The organism is Polaromonas sp. P3_A5 (genome assembly GCF_056403055.1).
In genome coordinates, this window is sequence record NZ_JBFUGF010000001.1 from 926,368 (window position 1) to 947,232 (window position 20,865).

Sequence of the window (20,865 nt, forward strand, 5' to 3'; positions counted from 1 at the left end):
AGACAATCGCGATCCCTGATCCGCCTGAACCTGCGCTCCTCGGCGCAGACAGAAGGGGGTGGAGGCAGGAATACCAAACAACCGAAGACAAAACCCGGAATACCAGAAGAAACCAGGACTCGCCCTGGCGAGTCCTGGTTGGTATTTGTCTTTGGTATTCGGTCCCCGTTCCCGATTGGCCCTTGTGGATGCGCCGAGGAGCGGAGGTCCAGACGGATCGGGGCAAAAACTCGTTTGAGCGAAGCGAGTTGTTTTTGACCCCGGCTGGACCGAGCACCAGGCTGCCCGCAGCGAAGCGAAGGAACGCAGGAACCAGGGTCGCCTTTTCTTTGGTGACTTTCTTTTGGCGAAGCAAAAGAAAGTTACTTGCATGCCGGGCAACCCCCGGCCAACAGCCCTCAGCAAAGAGCGCAAAGGCCGGAGCAAGACCCGACCAATACCTTAGCCGTTCTGCGACCCCCGATGCGCCCACGCCGTAGTGTGCTTCTCGACATAGCTAAACAACTCATACATCGCCATAGCCATCGCCCCAATCACCACCAACCCGGCAAAAGCCAACGCCAGCCGTTGCTGCGACCCGGCACTTTGCATGAGGTAGCCAATGCCTGAATCACCCGCAGTCATTTCAGCCAGTACCGTGCCGACAAAAGCCAGCGTGATGGCGACCTTGAGCGAGGCAAAGAAGAAGGGCATGGAGCGCGGCAGGCCGACCTTGACCAGCACGTCCCAGCGTTTGGCGCCCAGCACGCGCAGCACGTCTTCCAGCTCTGGCTCCAGCGTGGCCAGGCCCGTGGCCATGTTCACGGTGATGGGGAAAAACGAGATCAGGAAAGCCGTGAGGATGCCGGGGCCCACGCCGATGCCGAACCAGACGATGAGGATGGGAACAATCGCGGCCTTGGGCACCGCGTTGAAAGCCACCAGCAGCGGATAGACCGCGGCATAGGCCAGCCGCGACGAGCCCACCAGAAAGCCCAGCAATACGCCGACCACGATGGACAGGCCGAAACCCACCATCGTGACCCAGAAGGTTTTCCAGGCGGCTTCGGCAATCGGGCCCGCGAATTCGTGCATGGCCTGGGCAATGGCCAGCGGCGCGGGAAAGATGAACTCCGGCACCGAGAAACCGGCGCACACCGCCTGCCACAGCGCCACCACGGCTGCCAGTAACACCCATGGCGCCCAGCGTTCGAGCTGTTTGTTGTTCATGTTCATACGGCGGCTCCGCCGCGCACCGCGCCGATGTGGCCGCGCAGCTCATGCACGATGTCGCTGAACTCGCGGGTGTAAGTGACTTCCAGGTCGCGCGGACGCGGCAGTTCAATCTCGCGCCGCACGACAAAGCGTCCCGGGCTTTTGCTCATCACATAGACGGTGTCGGCCAGGAACACCGACTCGCGCAAATCATGCGTGACCAGGATCACGTTGAAGCGCTGCTCGGTCCAGAGGTCGCGCAGGATGCACCAGAGCTCTTCACGCGTGAAGGCATCGAGCGCGCCGAAGGGCTCGTCGAGCAGCAGCATTTTGGGCTCGTGGATCAGCGCGCGGCAGATGCTGGCGCGCTGCTGCATGCCCCCAGACAGCTGCCAGGGGAATTTGTCTTCATAGCCTGCCAGGCCCACCTTCTGCAGCAGCTTGCGCGCCCGCTCTTCAAACTCCTTGCGCCTGGCCTTGAACTGGCTGCGATAAGGCTCGACAATCTCAAGCGGCAGCAACACGTTGTCGACGGTGGTGCGCCAGGGCAGCAGCGATGGCGCCTGGAAGGCCATACCGGAAATCTTCAGGGGCCCTGTCACTGGCCGTCCGTCAATCAGGATGCTCCCGGCCGACGGCATCTTCAGCCCGGTGGCCAGCTTCATGAAAGTGGACTTGCCGCAGCCCGAGGGCCCGACGATGGCAATGAACTCGCCCTGGCGCACCTGCAGATCGATGGCTTCAACGGAAAACTGTTTGCGCGCCAACAGCTCGTCGTTGTAGGCAAGCCAGACGTCCCGGAAGTCAACAAAAGGGCTGTCAGCGGTGGCGAGGGGCATGTTTTAGGTAGGAAAACGGCTGCTGGCCCAATCGGGATGTGCGCAAGCAGCTATTAAAAGTGTAGCAATCCGGGCAGGCATGGCGCCAGGCACAGAGCCTGAGGCCAGGACTTATTTCTTCGGCAGCACATTGAGCTCGGCTGCCGTGGGCAGGAAGGAGCCGTTCCACACTGCGTCGGGGTTGACACGGGTCTTGGTCCCGAAAGCGTCCGACACCTGCGAGGCCATCAGCGAGAGGCGCGGCGCTTTGACCTGGCCGAAGCCTTCGGCACGTGCGTCGGGGCTGTTGACGACGGTGTCGATGGCCAGGCGCAGGCGGCGCACTTCCAGCGGCACATTGATGATGCCGTCGCGCGCTTTCACGAATTCGATGGCGGCGGCCGGGTCGGCCACCACGTCTTTCACGCCCTTGGTAAAGGCCTGCAAAAACGCCTTGATGGCGGCCGGGTTTTCCTTGATGAGTTTGGGCGAGACGATCACCACGTTGCCGTAGTGCTTCACGCCGAAGTCGGCATAGGGCAGCACCACCACGTCTTCAGCCTTCACGCCGCGCGCCTCCAGGTTGAGCAGCGAGGTGAAGGTAAAGCCGGTGATGGCGTCCACGTCGCCGCGGGCCAGCATGGTTTCGCGCAGCGGCGGGTCCATGGCTGTCCACTGGAAGCCGGTGATGTTGTTGGCCTTGGCAAAAATCGGAAAGGCGCGGCGGCCGGCATCAAACACCGGCGCGCCCATTTTTTTACCGTTCAGGTCGGCAGGCGTCTTGATGCCCGACTTCTTGAGGGCCATGACGGAGGCCGGGGTGTTGTTGTAGACCATCATCACGCCTACCGGCTTGTTGGGTGCGTCCGGGTTGTTGGCGTGAAATTCCATCACGGAGGCCATGTCGGCAAAACCCATGTCGTAGGTGCCCGAGGCCACACGGGTCACCGCCCCGCCTGAGCCGTTGCCGGCGTCCACCGTCACGTCGAGCTTGTTGGCCTTGAAGTACCCCTTGGCCACCGGCGTGAGGAAGAGGGCGGACGGGCCTTCGAAGCGCCAGTCGAGCTGGAACTTGATCGGCGTGTTTTGCGCATGGGCGTTCAGGGCTGCCAGGGCGATCACCGCCCCGGTCATCCTGGCTACAAGGCTGGGAAGGGCAGATGCGGCAGGTGCACGATTTTTCATGGCGGGATTTTCTTGAAGGGGTTGCAAAAGGGGAGACTGGCAGGCCAGCAATCAGCATAAGAACGCGGTGGCCGTGAAATCGAAGCGAACCTCAAAACGATACAGCAAAAACAATGCCTGCCGCGCTGCGAAGTAGAACTTTGGCATTGCCCCGGCAGTTCAGGCGCCTGGTGGGTCTTGCCGCCGGACGATGCGGATTGGCCTAAGAGCAACACCTGCCGCGTTCAGGTGCTGTCAGTTTTCGCACACTGGGATTACTCACAGGATGCATTTTGTGATGTATCGGCATCCGTATTTTTGGGTGTACGGCTGGCCTGCTTTCCGCGCATTGAGCGGCCCTGGCCGGGAGGATGCCCAAAGGCAGCTATTAAAAAGGTGGCCGCTGGCACCTCCTGTTCCTGGCCGCCAGGAAGTTCTGGAGGAAGGCTGAGGCTGTTACAGCTGTTTACGTTTGAGCGGAGCAGCTGCCGGTGATTTGGGCCGGGCGCCGCCGCGCGCATGCCCATGGCAGGTTTCACCTGTCAGTCCTGACAGGGCGGACGCCATGAACAGGCTTTGACTATTTTTGCGGCCCGTCCATAGAGTGTATTTGCGTAGGTGACAAGGATTAAGCCGCAAGGCCATGCAGTTCCGAAGCCTTGACAAAGCCTTGGGGCAGTAGCCGAAGTCATCCAGCAACGATGTACTGGGTTAGCGGGCTTTCCAAAACAAGGCTTTCATGAAAACACCTTCCTCGCAGCTTCGCCGTCAGATGTTGTCAATCCTGGGCCTGGGTGCCCTCGCAGGGGGTATGGGTGGGCCGGGTAGCGCCTGGGCCCAGGTTTCGGCTGCAGCCGCTGCTTCTGCTGCTAAAAAACCCGCAGGTGGCGCGAACTGGCGGTTGTTGGTCAATGAAGCGGTGGGGGGTGACACCAACTCGTTTTTGCTGACCAACCGTTATCGCCCTGCCGCCGATTTCATCAGTACCCAGCTCAAGGGGCGGCCTATCGTCGTGGAGCCCATGGTGGATATCAAGCGCTTCATGGCGGTGGCGCAAGGCGCCAGCAAGCCGGAGTTTGTCTTCGGGAAGTCCGTCAACCAGCTGGCCAAGCTGGTGCGCGACAACGGCTACCAGCCGGTGGTGCGGCGCGCCGACCCTTATAAGGCGGCCTTCATCGTGGCCAAGGATTCGCCTATCAAAACCCTGGCGGATGCGGCTGATGCAAAAGTCATCATGCCCGACGAGTCTGCCGCCACCAGTGCGGTGGCCCTGGCGGAACTGCGGCGCCAAAAGCTTGGGCAGGTCCGCGTGACACACGTTCGCTACCAGGAGGAAGTCGCGCAGTTTGTGAAGTCCGGAATGGGCCAGATCGGCGTGGTCAATCCCACCATTGCCAAAAAGTGGGTGGAAGAGGGCGGGCGCGTGGTGGCTGAAACCCAGCCGGTGGTGAACTGGTCGGTGCTTGCCAGTCCCAGCCTGGCGGCGGACATGGTGCAGCAGCTGCGCGACGCGCTGCTGGCCACCAATTCGGAAAGCGCCGCAGTGATGGCTTCGATGGGCGTGAAGGCCTGGGCTAAAGCGGAACGGAAGGACTACCTGGATTTGTTGGACTACACGAGGGAGTAAAAAATGGGTACGTTGATTCAAGCACGTCTGTTTTCACTTTCACTTTCGCCATGGCGGGCCGGACTGCTGGCAGCCATATTGGCATTTTCCTGCGGCGTACAAGCCCAGGAAAAAAGGGCGATACCGCCCAACATCGCACAGGCAGCGGCTGAAATTGCCGCGGAGCTCGCCAGCAGTTGCCCGCTGGCGCCGGCCGGTGACGTCAATGCCTACACGCAGTGCCGGCAAACCCTGTTCGGCCCGAGCCAGCTGCGTGCACATGTGGCGCCCATCATGCTGTGGGGTCGGCAAAACAAAAAGGACAACGCCACCCTGCGCCAGACCAACCTGACCCAGTTCGCCCCTGACGCCTGGACCGGCATGTATGCGCCGCTCTTCATGTTCAACGGCCGGCATACCGTGGAGTGGGTGGCCGACGAGAAGATGTTCCTGGTGCGGCTTGAGGCGGCCTTTCGCAACCGCCTGCCGCCGGGCCAGTTTCCTTATCCGTTCTGGCACGACGAGGCCAAGTGGTCGATGTACGAAAACGCCCGCAGCATGATGCTCTGGATCAGCCCCGAAACGGGAACCATCAAGGTAGCGCAGTTCACCGACGTGGCGCCCACGCCGCTGTTGCAACCGGTGCAGACGGTGCAGCATGAAAAATACCAGGGCCCATGGCTCTGGACTGACGACAAGGGCCACACCCAACCGGCGGTGACGCTGTTCGACGGCTTGTACCGGCCGGAAAACCCGCATCTGGGCAACGTAGACAAACGCTACCGTGACCTGGCGCTGCAGATGCGCGAGTCGCAATGTGTGAACTGCCATGTACCCAACAACCCCGACAAGATGAGCCGCCTGGTGCTGCTGTCTACACCCGCGCATGCCGCGGCAGAGGTAGACCGGTTGATCAAGGCCGTGCGGGAAGACCGCATGCCGATGGACGAGTTCAGGTTGAGCTACGCGCTCTCGGAAGACAACAAGAAATGGCTGCTTGAGAGTGCGCTGGCATTCAAGGCAACCTTGACAGCTGCCAGGCAATGGGAAGACGAGGCAGCGAAGAAGACCGTGCAATCTGCAATTAACCCTTTGAAGGTGATCAAATGAATACTCCGTTGCTGTCACAAGTTACCGGTCGCCGCGCGGTTCTTCGCGGTGTGGTGGGCACCGCGGTTGCCGTGGCCTGGCAGGGCTTTCCCATGGTCAGCTGGAGCCAGCAGGCGGCGGGCCAGCTGGCGGGTGTTGATCGCTGGAGGCTGCTGATCAATGAGGCGGTTACGGCAGACCTCAGCATTTCGATGCTGGCCCTGCGTTACCGGGGGCTGGCCGACTACCTGGGAGGGCAGATCCGCAACAAGCAGGTGGTGGTTGACCCCGTCATCGACATCCAGAACTTCGTGCGGCAGGCATCGTCAGAGCAAAAGCCCCTCATGGTGTTCGGAAAATCCGTCAACCAGCTGTCCAAGCTGGTTCGCGATGGAGGTTACCAACCCCTGGTGCGCAGGCCCGAGCCCTACCAGGCCGCCTTTATCGTGAAGAACAACTCACCCATCAACAACATCGGGCAACTGAGCGGCAAGAAGATCCTGATGCCCGACGAATCGTCCGCCACGGTGGCGGTCGCGCGTGCCGAAATGCGCCGCCTGAACGTGCGCGAACCCTATATTTCCTACACACGCTATCAGGATTCCGTGTCGGCACAGGTGGCGGCAGGCCTTGCCGAGGTGGGTGCGGTGAATCCGACCATCGCCAGGAAATGGCAGGAGGGCGGGGGCCGTGTCATTGGTGAAACCCAGCCCGTGGTGAACTGGTCGGTGCTGGCCGCCCCCGGCGTGCCGGCGGACATGATCAGCCGCCTGCAGGATTCCCTGCTGGCCATGAACAGCCAGTCGGCCAGCATCATGTCCGAGATCGGCGTCAAGCAGTGGGTCAAGGCCGAACGCAAGGAATATCTCGCGCTGCTGGACTACACCCACGAGTGAAGGGAGGCGGCAGGTCTGGGCGCTCCTTGCGGAGGCTGCCCAGGCTTGGTGTCCGGAGGCCTGATTTTTTGTGGTTATCTGGCTGTAGCCATTGAAGGACGGGCGCAGCCAGCTATCAAATCGGGAGCGTTTTGTGCCGGACAGCTTTACGCAGGGGCGGCTGTACCAGCTGCGACAGCGCGATACGCAGCCGTTCGTTACCGGGTGAGATGCCCGGCGCCGATGAGCCCAGGGCGGCTTCGACGCTGCCGATGTGCGCGAGCATGCGTTCGCGGGCCAGGTCCAGCTGGCCTTTTTCGAGCGCGGCCACAATGCCGGCATGCTCCGCGCAGGATTGGCCGGCGTCGTGCTTGGACTGGTAGAGAGATGCCGCCAGCGTAGTGCGCGCGGTCAGGTCGCGCAGCACATCGCACAGCAGCTTCTGGCCCAGGCATTCGGCCAGGCAAACATGGAAGTCGGCCAGTAAAAAGGCCCGGGTGGCGGCGTCGGCTTCTTCGATGGCTTGCTCCTCCTGGGCGATGTGCTGGCGCAGTTTGCGCAGGACCGACTGCAGCGGACGCCCGGCTTCGCGCAGGATGCCGGTTTCGATGATGCGCCGGGCTGAAAAAGCGTCCCGCGCTTCTTCGACGGAAGGCTCCACCACATACCAGCCCTTGCGGGTGCGCACCTCGACAAAGCCGCGTGCCTGCAACTGCATCAGTGCTTCGCGCACCAGGGTGCGGCTGACACCGAAGAGCTCTGCCAGCTCCTGCTCGCCGAGGCGTTCACCGGGCGCGAGTTTTTGCGCGAGGATGGATTCGACGACTTGCTGGGCGATCTGGACCTGGCTGATGCTCATATGTGCTGGGAAGTGTAGCGACCCCGGGGTGATTCAGCAGGCGGAGCGTTTGAAGAAAATCGACGGCAAGATGATGCGTTTTCCGGAGCGAGACCTCAGGCTTTGACCGGAACGGCGTTCACTTCGATGTCCATGTCGTCTTCGGCCGGCGGCACATAGCGGCCGTCGAGTACCGCAAGAGCCCGCTCGCGGTCGATGTCGCCCTCCCAGGCCGCCACCGCCACGGTGGCCACGCAGTTGCCGATCAGGTTGCCCAGGGCACGGGCGATGCCCATGAACCAGTCGACCGACAGCACCAGCACCAGGCCGATTGCCGGGATCGCAGGGATCGCCTGCAGCGTGGCGGCCAGCACCACGATGGCCGAGCCGGGCACGCCGTGTGCGCCTTTGGAGGTGACCAGCGAGATCGCCAGGATGGTCAGCAGGTCGCTCATCGAGACCGGCGTGTTGGTCGCCTGAGCGATGAAGACGGCGGCCAGCGTGATGTAGATGGAGAACGCGTCGAGGTTGAAGGAGTAGCCGGTCGGGATGACCAGGCCGACGGTCGAATCGCGGATGCCCATGCGCTTGAGCTTGGCCATGATTTGCGGCAGCACGCTGTCGGACGAGGTGGTGGCAAACACCACCATGAGTTCTTCGCGCAGGTACTTGAGCAGCTTGAAGAGGCTGAAGCCCGAAAAACGCATGATGCCGCCCAGCACGACCGTCACGAAAATGATCACTGCAGCGTAGAACAGCACGACAAGCATGCCCAGTTGCTTGAGCGAGCCGATGCCGTATTTGCCGACGGTGAAGGCGATGGCGCCCAGCACGCCCAGCGGTGCCAGTTTGATGATGATGCCCATGGTCTTGAAGAGTACGTGCGCCAGGTCGTCGATGAGGCCGACGACCTTCTGCCCCTTGTTGCCCAGCATGGCCAGCGCGCAGCCGAACAGCACCGAGAACAGCAGCACCTGCAGCACGTCGCCGTTGACGAAGGCGCTGATGGCCGTATTGGGAATCAGCTTCATCAGGAACTCCACCGTACCGCCGCCGGTGAGCTTGCCGGCGTTTTCGGCATAGGCGGCCATAGCCTTGGCGTCCAGCAGTTTTGGGTCGACGTTCATGCCCGCGCCGGGCTGAAACACAAAAGCCAGCACCAGGCCGATCACCAGGGCGATGGTGGTGACCACTTCGAAGTAGATCAGCGCCTTGACGCCAACGCGCCCGACCCGCTTCAAGTCACCGGCGCCTGCGATGCCGTGCACGACCACGCAAAAGACGATCAGGGGAATCAGCATCTTGATCAGCTTGATGAAGCCGTCGCCCAGGGGCTTGAGCTTGACGGCCGTTTCGGGCCAAAGAAAGCCGACGATCACGCCGACAAGGAGGGCCAGGAGCACCTGGCCGAACAGGGAGCGGAAAAACTTGGGCATGTCAGTCTCCGAAAGAGTAGTTATAGGCAGCAGGACGTCGCTGTTCTTTGCACGCAAATCTTGAATACAAGCAATGTAGGCAAGTTTTTTGCCTGCTGTCACAGGGTTATCCCGGGGCTATTGATGCTGATCCGGTTAAAGCTGAAGCACCCTTAAAAGAGGTGCCACAAAGCAAAACTCCCGCTGAAGCGGGAGTTTTCGGCAGGATGTGCAGAGGGCCCGTCAGGCCAGCAGGTCCCGCAAGGTGCGCGCAATCACCTTGGTGGCGCGACGCAGGTCCTCGAGTTCCAGCCGCTCATCGGCCCGTTTGGCGTGGGACTCCAGCACGGTGCGCGGCCCGGCGCCGTAGATCACGCCGGGAATGCCGGCCTCAGCGTACAGCCGTACGTCGGTGTACAGCGGCGTGCCCATAGCCGGGATGGCCTGGCCGAAGAGCGCCTCACCGTGCTTCTGGATGGCGTCGACCAGGGGTTTGTTGCCGGGCAGCGGCCGCATGGAGTTGGCCAGCAGCAGGCGTTTGATGTCGACTGTGATGCCCTTGCAGCCAGCCGCCGCGTCGGCAATCACTTTGCGGATGTTGGCTTCGACCTCGGCAGGGTTCTCTTCGGGGATCATGCGGCGGTCCAGCTTGAACATCACCTTGCCGGGCACGACGTTGGTGTTGGTGCCGCCTTCGATGCGGCCCACGTTGAGGTAAGGGTGCTGGATGCCTTCAACCTTGGACGTGACCTGCTGGTACTGCGCGTTCTGCGCATAGAGCGCATTGAGGATGTGCACCGCGCCCTGCAAGGCGTCGATGCCGGTGTCGGGAATGGCGGCATGCGCCATCTTGCCGTGCACCGTGACTTCCATCTGCAGACAGCCGTTGTGCGCGGTGACGACCTCGTAAGAAAAGCCTGCCGCGATCAACAGGTCAGGCTTGGTAAGGCCTTTCTTGAGCAACCAGCCCGGGCCCATCTCGCCGCCGAATTCCTCGTCGTAGGTGAAATGCAGCTCAACGCTGCCTTTGAGTGGTGCGTCCAGTGATTCGAGCGCGCGCACCGCAAAGGTGAAGCTTGCGAAATCGCATTTGCTGACAGCTGAGGCGCGGCCGTAAATTTTGCCGCCTTCAATCTCGCCGCCATAGGGATCTTTGGTCCAGCCTTCGCCGGGCGGCACCACGTCGCCGTGGGCGTTGAGGGCAATGGTCCTTCCTTTTTCCATTTCTTCGCCCTTGCCGCCATAGTGGCGGCGCACGATCAGGTTGGTGATGGACTCCATGCCGTAGCCACGCACTTCGGCTTCGGGCACGGGGTATTTCTCAGCGTCAAAACCGAAGGCCTTGATGAGCTCTGCCGTGCGCTCGGCATGTGGCGCGTTGTTGCCCGGTGGCGTGTCGGTGGGCACGCGGATGAGCTGCTGCAGGAATACCGTTTCTTCGTCGAAATGGGCATCGATCCAGCTGTCAAGCCGGGCGTAATCTGTGGTGAGGGTCATTGTTGTTCAGGAGAGAGATTAGTGAGCAGATGCGCCAGGGCCTGGATCGCAAGTTCGATGTCGTCGCTGGTGGTGCTTTCCAGCGGGTTGTGGCTGATGCCGGAGTTCTGGCCCCGCACAAAAAGCATGGCCTGCGGCATCACCTTGTGCAGTTTCATCGCGTCGTGGCCGGCGCCGCTGGGCATGCGATAGAGGGGTACGCCCAGGCTTTGCACAGCGGCTTCCCAGCGCTGTTGCCAGGCAGGTGCGCTGGGGGCAGCGGCGGCGCGCTCGGTCAATTCGGTCGTGAAGTGCACACCGCGGCGCTCGCAAATGCTTTTGAGCTCGGCCAGCACGTCGGCTACCAGCGTGTCGCGCTGCGCATCGATGGGCGCGCGCAGGTCGAGCGAAAAGAGGCAGCGCCCGGGCACTACGTTGATGGAGCCGTTGGGTACCTGCAGCATGCCGACCGTGCCGACGGAATTACCGTCTTGCGCCGCGCGCCGTTCCACATACAGCAGCAGTTCGGCCGCGGCCGCTGCGGCGTCACGGCGGCGGGTCATGGGCGTGGTGCCGGCGTGGCTGGCCATGCCGGTGATCTCGCACAGGTAGCGGACATTGCCGTTGATGGAGGTCACGATGCCCAGCGGCAGGTCGAGCTCGTTGAGGACCGGGCCCTGCTCGATGTGCACCTCGATAAAGCCGAGGTAGTTGTCCGCGTCACGTTTGATCTTCGTGATGTCTTCGGGCTTGAGGCCGGCGTTGTGCATGGCCTCGCGCATGGTGATGCCGTCAGCGTCTTTCTGCTCCAGCCATTCGGGCTTGAAGTCGCCAATCAGCGCGCCCGAGCCCAAAAAGGTGGCCTTGTAGCGCTGGCCTTCTTCTTCGGCAAACCCGACCACCTCAAAGTTGAAGGGCAGGCGCTTGCCCTGGCGGCTCAGCTCACGCACGCAGGCCATGGGCACAAAGATGCCAAGCCGGCCGTCGTACTTGCCGCCGTTGCGCACGGTGTCGTAATGGCTGCCGGTGAGCAGGGTCTTGGCGTTAGCGGCGGCGGCCTTGTAGATTCCCACCACGTTGCCGACCGCGTCGATCTTCACCTCGTCAAAGCCGCAGTCACGCATGGTGTTGCTGATGTAGGCTGCGCACGCGCGATGCGCGTCGGTGAGGTAGGTCACCGTGAGCTGGCCTTTTTCAAGGTAGCCCGGGTCGCTGTACTGCGACATAGTTTCCTGCCAGTCCCACACGTCGTTGCCCAGCGCGGGCGTGGCGGCGAACTTGTCGTTGAGCCGTAGCTCCACCACGCGGTGGATATTGCGCAAGTTTTCCTGCAGCTCGAAGTCAGGGTGGTTTTGCAGGCGCCGGGCGAAGGTCTCGATGATCTGCTGCTTGTTCAAACCGTCACCGCGCGGGCCGCGCACCGCCAGGATGAAAGGAAAGCCGAACTTCGTGTTGTAGTCGGCATTGAGCTTTTGCAAGGTGGCGAATTCTTCGGGCGTGCAGTCCGTGAGGCCGGCCTTGCCTTGCTCGTGTGTAGATTCAGCCGTGAGGGTTTTGCTGACCATGGCTTTGCCAGCCAGTTCGGGGTGGGCCTGGATGAGCTTGACCTGCGCGTCCTTGCCGGCCTCGCGCAGTACTTGCGCCATGGTGTGCTTCAGGTGGGCGAGGGACTGGAAAGGGCGGGCGTCCAGCGCCTTTTCGGCAATCCAGGGGGAATGCTCATAGAGGCCGTCGAGCAGTTGCAGCGCTTCTGCGCGCGGTACGGCATTGACTTGTTCCAGCGTGATGGCCATGTTCAGCTTTCCTGCCGGGGCATGTAAGGATGGTTGGCCTGCCAGTGGCGCGCAATATCGATGCGGCGGCAGACCCAGACGCGCTCATGCTTTTGCACGTGGTCAAGAAAACGCTGCAGCGCCACGATGCGGCCCGGCCGACCCAGCAGGCGGCAGTGCATGCCGATGCTCAGCATCTTGGGCGACGCACTGCCTTCGGCATAGAGCGCGTCAAAGCTGTCGCGCAGGTAGATGAAAAAATCATCGGCCTGCGAGAAGCCCTGCGGGAGGGCAAAGCGCATGTCGTTGGTGTCCAGCGTGTAGGGCACCACCAGGCGCGGCACGACCTGACCGTCGGTGCGTTTCACCTCGGTCCAGAAGGGCAGGTCGTCGCCGTAGTAGTCGCTGTCGTATTCGAGCCGGCCATCATCGGCCACCAGCCGGCGCGTGTTGGGGCTGTCGCGTCCGGTGTACCAGCCCAGCGGGCGTGTGCCGGTGAGTTTTTCAATGGCGTCCAGGCCCAGGCGCATGTGTTCGCGCTCGGTGGCCTCGTCGATCTGCTGGTAGTTGATCCAGCGCCAGCCGTGGCAGGCGATTTCGTGGCCGAGTTCGGTGAAAGCCGCGGCGACTTCGGGGTGGCGCTGCAGCGCCATGCCCACGCCGAACACCGTGAGCGGCAGCTTGCGCTTTTCAAACTCGCGCAGGATGCGCCACACGCCCACGCGTGAGCCGTATTCGTAGATGCCTTCCATGCTGAGGTGCCGGTCGGCAAAGCTGGGTGGATTGGCCATCTCGGACAAAAACTGTTCGGAGCCGGCGTCGCCGTGCAGCACCGAGTTTTCGCCGCCTTCTTCATAGTTGAGGACGAACTGCACGGCGATGCGTGCCCGCCCCGGCCAGTTGGCTTGCGGCGGGTTGCGGCCGTAGCCGACCAAATTTCTAGGGTAGCCAGTGTTCATATCAGTACTCATGACAGCGCCATGGAAATATCGTTCGTCGGTACCTTGCGGTCAAAGGCGAGGCTCTTCTCGACGTGCAGCAGGTGGTCATTCATGAGGCGTACGGCCAGCGCTTCGTTCCTGGCGGCCAGCGCCTTGACGATTTCGGCGTGCTCGTCATTGGAGTGTTCAGCAGCACTGGCTGTCTGATACATCAGGGTAATGAGGGCGCAGCGCGAGGTCAGCTCGCCCAGCATCTGGGCCAGCACTTCATTGCCCATGAGCTCGGCCATGCGCACATGAAAGTCGCCCAGCAACTCCGTCCGGCCCGAAACGTCGCCGAGGTCCACCGCGGATTTTTCGCGTGCGACGTGTTCCTTCAGTGCCTTGATTTTGGCGGGGGTGACTTCGCGCACAAAGGCCCGTGTCATTTCGGCTTCGAGCATGCGGCGCACGGCAAACACCTGCCGCGCTTCCATCACGGACGGCGCGGCCACGAAAGCGCCGCGGGCCGGTTCCAGGCGGATCAGGCGGTTTTGCGAAAGCTGGAACAGTGCCTGCCGCACCAGTGTGCGCGAGACGCCGAAATGGTCGGCCAGTTTTTGCTCGGCCAGCTTGGTGCCCGGATGCAGCCTGTGCTCCACAATAGCCTTGGTCAGGGCTTCGACGATGGTGTGGGTGGTTGACGATTCCATCGGTCGATAATAGCCGGAATGCTGAAAAGTGTATACACTTTTGGTAAACCGGATCAAAACAAGAGCTGCTCAAAAACCCAGCGAAGCGGTCCTGGCCAGGCGCGTCGCCGCAGACAGTGCTATCAGCACGGCAAGGTGGCGCAACAACGCCAGGAGGGTTTTTTGAGCAGCTCCCTCAACTACTACCAAGGAATACCATGGGCTTGAGCACACATGTACTGGACACCATGCACGGCACGCCGGCAGGCGGCATGAAGGCGTCGCTCTACACCACGCATGCGGGTCAGGCGACGCTGGTGAAGCACTTCATCCTCAATGAAGATGGGCGCAATCCCGATGGACTGCTATACGACAGCGCTAATCTGAAAGCCGGCACCTACCGGCTCGTGTTCGAGGTGGCGGCCTACTTCAAGGCGCGCGGCGTGAAACTGCCCGAGCCGGCTTTCCTGGACCAGGTGACGCTGGACTTCGGTGTGGCCGATCCGCACCTTCATTACCACGTGCCCCTGCTGGTCAGCCCCTGGAGTTATTCCACCTATCGCGGCAGCTGAGCGGGTGCCAGGCCAGACCCGTGTCATGGCGCCGTCATCCGGGGCGGCGACAATCAGCGGTTTGTGCAACTTTCTTCCTCCTCCATGAATGTCAAGCCAATGACCCTGAGCCGCCGCCAGGCCCTGCTGCTGTCCGCAGGCACCGCCGCCAGCCTCGTGGCTCCAGCCGTATTGGCCCAAGGCCCTTCAGCGGGTTCTGCCGGCTCACCGGCCTCGGCCGCATCCGTTCCCGCCGGCATCTATCCTGAGCGCGCCGTCAAGATCGTCGTGCCTTTTGCCCCCGGCGCCGGCACCGACGCCATGGCACGACTGATTGCGCAAAAACTCGGCGAAACCATGAATGCCACCTTTGTGGTGGACAACCGTGCGGGCGCTTCCGGCGCTATAGGCACGCAGTATGTGGCGCAGTCCCCGGCCGACGGCTACACGCTGCTGCTGGTGGCCTCACCCTTCACCACCGTGGCGGCCTCCCTGCCCAGCGCCAATTACGACCCGCTGCGCCAGTTCACGCCGGTGGGCATGATCGCCAGCGGACCGCTGGTTTGGGCGGCCAACACCAAGCTGCCGGCCAACACCATGAAAGAGCTGGTCACGCTGGCCCGGCAAAAGCCCGGCGCGCTGAACTACGGCTCGGCCGGGGCGGGCGGTGTCAACCACCTCGTGCTTGAGTTGCTGAAAGCCCGTACGGGTACCTTCATCACGCACATTCCTTACCGCGGTGTGGCGCCCGCCACCATGGACATGATCGGCGGGCAGATCCAGCTGATCACAGGCACCATCCCGGCCCTGCTGCCTTTCATCAAAAACGGCAGCATCAAGCCACTGGCGGTAACAAGCGCCAAACGTTCAAGTGCCTTGCCCGACGTGCCCAGCATGACGGAAGCCGGCCTGGCGGGCATTGACGTTGTCAATTACTTCGCATTGATGGCACCCACCGGTACACCGCCAACCATCGTCAATGCACTGAACGCGGCCATCAACAAGGTCGTGGCTTTGCCCGAGGTGGTGGCGCGGTTCAAGGCCGACGCCGTGGAGGCCGCACCCGGCTCGCCCGCATTGCTCGGCCACTTCATCGAAGCCGACTACCGCGCCTGGCGCAACGTCGTTAAAACGCAGAATCTGAAGATTGAATAGGCCCCCACGGTCGCTCACTTCGTGTAGCTTCCTGCCCCCCGAGGGGGCCGCTCGCCTGCGGCCCGGCAAAGCCGGTTCCGCGGCTCATGCTGGCATGGCCGGCTCGCTTCGCATCGCATCGCCTTCTTCTCGTGCTTCTGCCCTTTGTCGGCGGAGTTCTAGTCCTGTCCCTCAGTAAGGGTGTCGAGCTGGAATTTGCCGCTCTTGTGCCAAAGCCAGGTGTCGGTGTAGACCACCTTGCCCATGCGCGTAGGCGCCGGGAAGGGGGACGCCTGCTGGATGGTGCGTTCGATCTCCGCTATCACTTCGGGTGCATGGCGCGGTGCGCGCATCCAGTCCAGGCGGGTGACGCGGCCGACCCTGTCGATTTCCACATTCAGCACACCCACGGCATACAGCAGCGGTGGCATGCGGCCTTTGTAGATACGGTCGGAATTGAGGCCGTAGATGTGCGTGGCGCCGTCTTCCCGGTAGGCGCGCGGTGTAGACGCCCCCGAACTTCTGGCGGAACCTTGCGGCCCCGCGATCGGCCCGATCACCGGGGAAGAGGGTTCCGGGGCCTTCGATGTCGGTGCTGCGGGTTCCGGCGCGGTCTTGCAGGCGCTCACCACTGCTGCACCGGCTGCAGAAAGCAGGGCCACCAGCCAGAAGCGGCGCGGTGTGGAGTCGGACATGTCTTGTCTCATCGTGCTTGCCTTTGCCGGCTTTTTGAGCGGCCGGCTCATTGAATTCTGTATATACCTGCTATCACGCCCCGTAGCTGCCAGGGGCCAAGGTGGTGCTAAGGTGGCGTTCAAGGCATTTTGCCCAATATTTTGTCCACCCACCTGTCAAGTCGTCACCAATGGTTTCCAGTGTCTCCAGTCTGCAACTTGAAGACTTCCTGGCCCGCCTGGCCTCGGCGCCGGCGGTGCTGGTGGAGGTGGCAGAGGCGCAGGGCTCGGTGCCTCGCGAGGCGGGAACCTGGATGGCCGTCTTTCCCGATGCGCTGGTGGGCACCATAGGCGGCGGCCACCTGGAATACGACGCCATCGCCAGAGCTCGTGCGCTGCTCGCGGATGGCGCCGAGGGGCGTCAGGCGACAACCGTGCGCGTGGCGCTGGGTCCTTCGCTGGGCCAATGCTGCGGCGGCGTGGTGGAGCTTCGCTTTGAGTGCGTCAGCGTGGGTGACATACAGGCGCTCGCCTTGCGGCTGGGCCAGGCCGCGCTGACGCCGGTGGCGCTGTTCGGCGGCGGCCACGTCGGCCACGCGCTGGTGCGGGTGCTCGCGCCCTTGCCGTTTTCACTCACCTGGATAGACAGCCGCGATGGCGTGTTTCCCGCCAGCGTGCCGCCGCGCGTGATGGCCGAACATTCCGATCCCGTACAAGCCGCCGTGCCTGGCCTGGCGCCGCAGTCCCGTGTGCTCATCATGAGCTTCAGCCACGCGGAAGACCTGGACATCGTGGCCGCCTGCCTGCTGCGCCAGCGAGAGAAATCCGATTTACCCTACATCGGCTTGATCGGGAGCAAGACCAAATGGGCGGTATTCCGCCACCGCCTGGAAGCTCGAGGCTTCGCCGCGGGCGAGCTGGCGCAAGTGACGTGCCCCATCGGCGTGCCCGGCATTACCGGCAAGGAGCCAGAAGTCATCGCCGTGGCGGTAGCGGCCCAGCTGTTGCAAACCATCAACGCGGGTTGAGCGCGGCGCAGAAATTTTTCGGAGCTGAAGCCAAACTCTATAAACTTGGCGCGTCAGGCCGCAGCGGAGCCGGGAAGCCGGAGCTAACTTCAAGTTGGCGCCAGCTTCTTTTGTTCGCGGCCACGTTTTCTGCTTACAGCGCCCGCAGTGGTGAGCAGGTTGCACAAGGCAGCGCCCTCGCGTGCTGCATAGGTTGAGAGATATGGAAAACTACCTTCTCGACTGGGCCAACCTGCTGCTGCGCTGGGTCCATGTCATCACCGCCATCGCCTGGGTGGGTTCCTCGTTTTATTTTGTCTTTCTCGACAGCAGCCTCACGCCGCCCGAGGATGAAGACCTCAAAAAGCAGGGCGTGAGCGGCGAGCTCTGGGCGGTGCACGGCGGCGGTTTTTACCACCCCGTCAAATTTGCCGTCAAGCCGCCGCAGCTGCCGGCCCACCTGCACTGGTTTTACTGGGAAAGCTACAGCACCTGGCTGTCGGGCTTTGCGCTGTTCACGATTTCCTATCTGTGGAACGCCGGCACCTACCTCGTCGACAAATCGCTGATGAACTGGTCGCCCGGTGCGGCCGGTGCGGTGGCGCTGTCCTTCTTTGTAATTTTCTGGATGCTGTACGACGGCATCTGCCAGCTGTTCGGGCGCAAGAAAAACGGAGACGCCATCGTCGGCGCGTTGGTCGCGGTGCTGGTGTGCGCAGCCTCGTGGCTGGCCTGCCACTGGTTCGCCGGGCGCGCGGCCTTCCTGCTGGTAGGCGCCATGATGGCCACCGCCATGAGCGCCAATGTGTTCTTCTGGATCATCCCCGGCCAGCGCAAGGTCGTGGCCGCCATCAAGGCCGGCGAGCCGGTCGATGCGGTGCACGGCCAGCGCGGCAAACAGCGCAGCGTGCACAACACCTACTTCACGCTGCCGGTGCTGTTCGCCATGCTCAGCAACCACTACAGCTTCACCTGGAGCCACCCGCAGAACTGGCTGGTGCTGATTTTGATGATGCTGGCCGGTGCGGCCATCCGCCAGTTCTTTGTGCTGCGCCACGGCTACAAGCTGGGCCGCAACCGACACCCGTTGCCGTATGCGCTGGTGGGCGTGGCTGTCATCGCCGCCGTGATCGTCTGGATGAAACCTCCTGCCGCTGTGGGCGCTATCAATTCAGTAGCTGGTGGCGCACAACCAGTGGGCGCTGCAAGCCAAAACAGCTTTCAACAAGTGCAGGCCATCATGGCCCAGCGCTGCTACCTGTGCCACGGTGCGCAGGTGCAGATGAAAAACGTGCGGCTTGATTCGCCCGAGGCATTGGCGCGCCACGCGACGCAGGTCTACCAGCAGGCGGTGGTCACGCGGCTGATGCCCATGAACAATGCCACGGGCATCACCGAGGCCGAGCGGCAGGCGATCAGGCAGTGGTTCGATGCGGGCGCCAAAACACAGTAAGCCGGGCAAGCCTTACCAGTTGCCCGCCAGCCCCGCAGCGCGTGTGGACGGCTTGCCGAAGTGCTGGGCCAGGAAATCCACAAAAGCCCTGACCCGCACCGAATGCTGGTGGCGGGCCGGGTACACCGCATGGATGTCGGCTGCCGGTGTGCGGTAGTTCTCGAGCACCTGCACCAGCCTGCCGCTGCGCAGGTATTTGGCGATGTCCCATTCGGCGCGCATCAAAATACCGTGGCCATCGAGCGCCCAGTTCACCGCAATCTCGCCGTCGCTGGTGCTGAGGTTGCCGTGCACCTTGATGGCCTGCGTGTGCTTGCCGGACGCCAGGCGCCACATGCCGTAGGCCTCGTCGCCCTGGCGTATGCCGATGCAGTTGTGCTGCGCCAGGTCGTGCGGCACCCTGGGCGTGCCGTGGCGGGCCAGATAGGCCGGTGAAGCGCAGAGCAGGCGGCGATTTGGCGCGATCAGCCGCGCAATCACGCGGGCGTCCGGCGGTTCACCGAAACGGACACAAACATCGAAGGCGTCTTCAGTCAGCGGCGGCGGATTGACCGTGAGCTGCAACTGCACTTCCACCTCAGGATGGGCTTTCACGAAACGCGAGATCAGCGGCGCCACATGGCTGCGGCCGAAGCCTATGGTGGCGTTCACGCGCAGCAGGCCCTTGGGCGCCGCCACGGCACTGGACACCTGCTGCTCCATGTCGTCAATGTCGGCGAGGATGCGGCGCGCGTGCGTGAGGTAAATCTCGCCTTCCTGCGTGAGGTTGGCGCGCCGCGTGGTGCGGCTCAGCAACTGCACCCCCAGCCTGGCCTCCATCTGCGCGAGCCGCTTGCTGACGGCTGCCGTGCTGACGCCGAGCTCGCGCGCCGTAGCCGACAGGCTGCCGTAGCGCGCCAGCAGGCTGAAAAAAGCCATCTCCGAGGGGGCTGTATTGACCGGATTCATTCATAACCTGTAGTTAACAGTGATCTTACTTTAAGAGGTTTTATTGCCTGTGCCAATCGCTACAGTGAGCAGATCACAACCGAGAAAACAGAGGAACCAACATGAAGACCTACAAGATCGCCTGCATCCCCGGCGACGGCATTGGCAAGGAAGTCATACCGGCCGGCCAGCAGGTGCTGCAGGCCCTGGCCGCGGCACAAAAGAGTTTCGCCTTCAGCTTCAGTGCTTTCGATTGGGGCGGCGACTACTATCGCCGGCACGGCATGATGATGCCGGAGGATGGCCTGGACGCGCTGCGCGACAAAGACGCCATCCTGTTTGGCTCGGCCGGCGACCCGCACATCCCCGATCACATCACGCTCTGGGGCTTGCGCCTCAAAATCTGCCAGGGCTTTGACCAGTACGCCAATGTGCGGCCCACGCGCATCCTGCCCGGCATCGACGCGCCGCTCAAGCGCTGCACACCGGAGCAGCTCAATTGGGTGATCGTGCGCGAGAACTCCGAAGGCGAGTACTCAGGCGTAGGCGGGCGCGCCCACCAGGGCCACCCGATCGAAGTGGCCACCGATGTGTCGATGATGACCCGCGCCGGTGTTGAACGCATCATGCGCTTTGCCTTCAGGCTCGCCCAGTCCCGCCCGCGCAAGCTGCTGACCGTGGTCACCAAGTCCAACGCCCAGCGCCATGCCATGGTGATGTGGGACGAGATCGCGCTGCAGATCAGCCGGGAGTTTCCGGACGTGACCTGGGACAAGGAACTGGTCGACGCCTGCACTGCCCGCATGGTCAATCGCCCCGCATCGCTCGACACCGTGGTCGCCACCAACCTGCACGCCGATATCCTGAGCGACCTGGCCGCTGCACTGGCTGGCAGCCTGGGCATTGCACCGACCGGCAACATCGACCCCGAGCGCCGCTTTCCGAGCATGTTCGAGCCGATTCACGGCTCGGCCTTCGACATCATGGGAAAAGGCCTGGCGAACCCTATTGGCACTTTCTGGAGTTGTGTCATGCTGCTGGAGCACCTGGGCGAAACCGGTGCGGCCGCGGTGTTGATGGCGGCGATTGAAAAGGCGACCGCGAACGTCGCCCTGCATACGCGCGACCTGGGCGGAAGCGCTACCACGGCGCAGGTCACCGAGGCCGTCTGTGCAGAGGTCGGCAGGCAGCGACTACTGCAGGCCGCTTGAGCCTTTCAGTGAAAGCCGGTGCAACCAGGCTACGCATGACGGCGAGTTT

Annotated in this window: 19 protein-coding genes; 8 read left to right on the top strand and 11 right to left on the bottom strand. The window is 62.6% G+C overall.

Features of this window, described 5'->3' with window-relative positions:
* Positions 1-441: 441 nt before the first annotated feature.
* From AC1DU8_RS04480 to AC1DU8_RS04490, 3 genes are all read right to left on the bottom strand, one after another.
* Complete coding sequence (locus tag AC1DU8_RS04480) at positions 442-1,209, bottom strand: ABC transporter permease (RefSeq protein ID WP_457280952.1); 768 nt, start codon at positions 1,207-1,209, stop codon at positions 442-444.
* A gap of 2 nt (positions 1,210-1,211) precedes the next feature.
* On the bottom strand, positions 1,212-2,033 hold the full coding sequence (locus AC1DU8_RS04485) for an ABC transporter ATP-binding protein (RefSeq protein ID WP_457279814.1): 822 nt from the start codon (positions 2,031-2,033) through the stop codon (positions 1,212-1,214).
* Positions 2,034-2,144: 111 nt separating this feature from the next.
* Complete coding sequence (locus AC1DU8_RS04490; protein WP_477668908.1) at positions 2,145-3,146, bottom strand: ABC transporter substrate-binding protein; 1,002 nt, start codon at positions 3,144-3,146, stop codon at positions 2,145-2,147.
* 769 nt (positions 3,147-3,915) lie between these two features.
* On the opposite strand from AC1DU8_RS04490, the gene AC1DU8_RS04495 reads away from it, so the two are divergent.
* The 3 genes from AC1DU8_RS04495 to AC1DU8_RS04505 are packed head-to-tail and all read left to right on the top strand — an operon-like array spanning position 3,916 to position 6,767.
* On the top strand, positions 3,916-4,803 hold the full coding sequence (locus AC1DU8_RS04495; protein WP_477726486.1) for a phosphate/phosphite/phosphonate ABC transporter substrate-binding protein: 888 nt from the start codon (positions 3,916-3,918) through the stop codon (positions 4,801-4,803).
* Between the two features lie 3 nt (positions 4,804-4,806).
* Entirely contained in the window at positions 4,807-5,892 is a 1,086-nt protein-coding gene (locus AC1DU8_RS04500; protein ID WP_457279816.1) for a hypothetical protein, read from the top strand.
* A complete protein-coding gene (locus tag AC1DU8_RS04505) occupies positions 5,889-6,767 on the top strand; it encodes a phosphate/phosphite/phosphonate ABC transporter substrate-binding protein (RefSeq protein WP_477689159.1) in 879 nt (292 codons plus the stop codon). The genes AC1DU8_RS04500 and AC1DU8_RS04505 overlap by 4 nt, the downstream gene beginning before the upstream one ends.
* A 115-nt stretch (positions 6,768-6,882) precedes the next feature.
* Here the strand turns inward: AC1DU8_RS04505 and AC1DU8_RS04510 are convergent, their stop codons facing one another.
* The 6 genes from AC1DU8_RS04510 to AC1DU8_RS04535 all read right to left on the bottom strand — a co-directional run bounded on the left by AC1DU8_RS04510 (position 6,883) and on the right by AC1DU8_RS04535 (position 13,880).
* Positions 6,883-7,605, bottom strand: a complete 723-nt coding sequence (locus AC1DU8_RS04510; protein ID WP_477689160.1) for a GntR family transcriptional regulator — start codon at positions 7,603-7,605, stop codon at positions 6,883-6,885.
* Positions 7,606-7,700: 95 nt separating this feature from the next.
* Complete coding sequence (locus tag AC1DU8_RS04515; protein WP_477689161.1) at positions 7,701-9,020, bottom strand: C4-dicarboxylate transporter DctA; 1,320 nt, start codon at positions 9,018-9,020, stop codon at positions 7,701-7,703.
* 222 nt (positions 9,021-9,242) lie between these two features.
* The gene (locus tag AC1DU8_RS04520; RefSeq protein WP_477689162.1) at positions 9,243-10,496 is read right to left on the bottom strand and encodes a M20 family metallopeptidase; all 1,254 of its coding nucleotides are present in this window, start codon (positions 10,494-10,496) and stop codon (positions 9,243-9,245) included.
* Complete coding sequence (uraD, locus tag AC1DU8_RS04525; RefSeq protein ID WP_477726487.1) at positions 10,493-12,268, bottom strand: 2-oxo-4-hydroxy-4-carboxy-5-ureidoimidazoline decarboxylase; 1,776 nt, start codon at positions 12,266-12,268, stop codon at positions 10,493-10,495. The genes AC1DU8_RS04520 and uraD overlap by 4 nt, the downstream gene beginning before the upstream one ends.
* A gap of 2 nt (positions 12,269-12,270) precedes the next feature.
* Entirely contained in the window at positions 12,271-13,206 is a 936-nt protein-coding gene (gene puuE, locus AC1DU8_RS04530) for an allantoinase PuuE (protein WP_477689164.1), read from the bottom strand.
* Positions 13,207-13,214: 8 nt separating this feature from the next.
* Complete coding sequence (locus AC1DU8_RS04535; protein WP_457279821.1) at positions 13,215-13,880, bottom strand: GntR family transcriptional regulator; 666 nt, start codon at positions 13,878-13,880, stop codon at positions 13,215-13,217.
* Between the two features lie 197 nt (positions 13,881-14,077).
* Here AC1DU8_RS04535 and uraH point away from each other — a divergent pair, with 197 nt between their 5' ends.
* Both uraH and AC1DU8_RS04545 read left to right on the top strand, forming a co-directional pair.
* On the top strand, positions 14,078-14,431 hold the full coding sequence (uraH, locus tag AC1DU8_RS04540) for a hydroxyisourate hydrolase (protein ID WP_477665493.1): 354 nt from the start codon (positions 14,078-14,080) through the stop codon (positions 14,429-14,431).
* Between the two features lie 84 nt (positions 14,432-14,515).
* Positions 14,516-15,565 carry a tripartite tricarboxylate transporter substrate binding protein gene (locus AC1DU8_RS04545; RefSeq protein WP_457279823.1) on the top strand — a complete coding sequence of 350 codons (1,050 nt, stop codon included), beginning with the start codon at positions 14,516-14,518 and terminating at the stop codon, positions 15,563-15,565.
* Between the two features lie 158 nt (positions 15,566-15,723).
* Here the strand turns inward: AC1DU8_RS04545 and AC1DU8_RS04550 are convergent, their stop codons facing one another.
* A complete protein-coding gene (locus AC1DU8_RS04550) occupies positions 15,724-16,239 on the bottom strand; it encodes a hypothetical protein (RefSeq protein ID WP_457279824.1) in 516 nt (171 codons plus the stop codon).
* A gap of 170 nt (positions 16,240-16,409) precedes the next feature.
* Here AC1DU8_RS04550 and xdhC point away from each other — a divergent pair, with 170 nt between their 5' ends.
* Together xdhC and AC1DU8_RS04560 are read left to right on the top strand one after the other, a co-directional pair.
* Positions 16,410-17,246: a xanthine dehydrogenase accessory protein XdhC gene (xdhC, locus tag AC1DU8_RS04555; RefSeq protein ID WP_477665495.1), complete on the top strand. Its 837-nt coding sequence runs from the start codon at positions 16,410-16,412 to the stop codon at positions 17,244-17,246.
* A 202-nt stretch (positions 17,247-17,448) separates the two neighbouring features.
* Positions 17,449-18,678 (top strand): urate hydroxylase PuuD, encoded by a 1,230-nt coding sequence (locus tag AC1DU8_RS04560; protein ID WP_477726488.1) that lies wholly within the window; start codon positions 17,449-17,451, stop codon positions 18,676-18,678.
* Between the two features lie 12 nt (positions 18,679-18,690).
* Here the strand turns inward: AC1DU8_RS04560 and AC1DU8_RS04565 are convergent, their stop codons facing one another.
* Positions 18,691-19,626, bottom strand: a complete 936-nt coding sequence (locus AC1DU8_RS04565) for a LysR family transcriptional regulator (protein ID WP_477665497.1) — start codon at positions 19,624-19,626, stop codon at positions 18,691-18,693.
* Between the two features lie 101 nt (positions 19,627-19,727).
* Here AC1DU8_RS04565 and AC1DU8_RS04570 point away from each other — a divergent pair, with 101 nt between their 5' ends.
* The gene (locus AC1DU8_RS04570; protein WP_477665498.1) at positions 19,728-20,816 is read left to right on the top strand and encodes a tartrate dehydrogenase; all 1,089 of its coding nucleotides are present in this window, start codon (positions 19,728-19,730) and stop codon (positions 20,814-20,816) included.
* Positions 20,817-20,865: the final 49 nt, after the last annotated feature.

Excerpts from the sequence above, each read along its gene's own strand:
- AC1DU8_RS04495 (WP_477726486.1), top strand. The coding sequence starts at position 3,916 with ATGAAAACACCTTCCTCGCAGCTTCGCCGTCAGATGTTGTCAATCCTG.
- uraH (WP_477665493.1), top strand. The coding sequence starts at position 14,078 with ATGGGCTTGAGCACACATGTACTGGACACCATGCACGGCACGCCGGCA.
- AC1DU8_RS04510 (WP_477689160.1), bottom strand. The coding sequence starts at position 7,605 with ATGAGCATCAGCCAGGTCCAGATCGCCCAGCAAGTCGTCGAATCCATC.
- AC1DU8_RS04535 (WP_457279821.1), bottom strand. The coding sequence starts at position 13,880 with ATGGAATCGTCAACCACCCACACCATCGTCGAAGCCCTGACCAAGGCT.
- AC1DU8_RS04565 (WP_477665497.1), bottom strand. The coding sequence starts at position 19,626 with ATGAATCCGGTCAATACAGCCCCCTCGGAGATGGCTTTTTTCAGCCTG.
- AC1DU8_RS04500 (WP_457279816.1), top strand. The coding sequence starts at position 4,807 with ATGGGTACGTTGATTCAAGCACGTCTGTTTTCACTTTCACTTTCGCCA.
- AC1DU8_RS04560 (WP_477726488.1), top strand. The coding sequence starts at position 17,449 with ATGGAAAACTACCTTCTCGACTGGGCCAACCTGCTGCTGCGCTGGGTC.
- AC1DU8_RS04545 (WP_457279823.1), top strand. The coding sequence starts at position 14,516 with ATGAATGTCAAGCCAATGACCCTGAGCCGCCGCCAGGCCCTGCTGCTG.
- AC1DU8_RS04490 (WP_477668908.1), bottom strand. The coding sequence starts at position 3,146 with ATGACCGGGGCGGTGATCGCCCTGGCAGCCCTGAACGCCCATGCGCAA.
- uraD (WP_477726487.1), bottom strand. The coding sequence starts at position 12,268 with ATGGCCATCACGCTGGAACAAGTCAATGCCGTACCGCGCGCAGAAGCG.
- AC1DU8_RS04570 (WP_477665498.1), top strand. The coding sequence starts at position 19,728 with ATGAAGACCTACAAGATCGCCTGCATCCCCGGCGACGGCATTGGCAAG.
- AC1DU8_RS04485 (WP_457279814.1), bottom strand. The coding sequence starts at position 2,033 with ATGCCCCTCGCCACCGCTGACAGCCCTTTTGTTGACTTCCGGGACGTC.
- AC1DU8_RS04550 (WP_457279824.1), bottom strand. The coding sequence starts at position 16,239 with ATGTCCGACTCCACACCGCGCCGCTTCTGGCTGGTGGCCCTGCTTTCT.
- xdhC (WP_477665495.1), top strand. The coding sequence starts at position 16,410 with ATGGTTTCCAGTGTCTCCAGTCTGCAACTTGAAGACTTCCTGGCCCGC.
- AC1DU8_RS04505 (WP_477689159.1), top strand. The coding sequence starts at position 5,889 with ATGAATACTCCGTTGCTGTCACAAGTTACCGGTCGCCGCGCGGTTCTT.
- AC1DU8_RS04520 (WP_477689162.1), bottom strand. The coding sequence starts at position 10,496 with ATGACCCTCACCACAGATTACGCCCGGCTTGACAGCTGGATCGATGCC.
- puuE (WP_477689164.1), bottom strand. The coding sequence starts at position 13,206 with ATGAACACTGGCTACCCTAGAAATTTGGTCGGCTACGGCCGCAACCCG.
- AC1DU8_RS04515 (WP_477689161.1), bottom strand. The coding sequence starts at position 9,020 with ATGCCCAAGTTTTTCCGCTCCCTGTTCGGCCAGGTGCTCCTGGCCCTC.
- AC1DU8_RS04480 (WP_457280952.1), bottom strand. The coding sequence starts at position 1,209 with ATGAACAACAAACAGCTCGAACGCTGGGCGCCATGGGTGTTACTGGCA.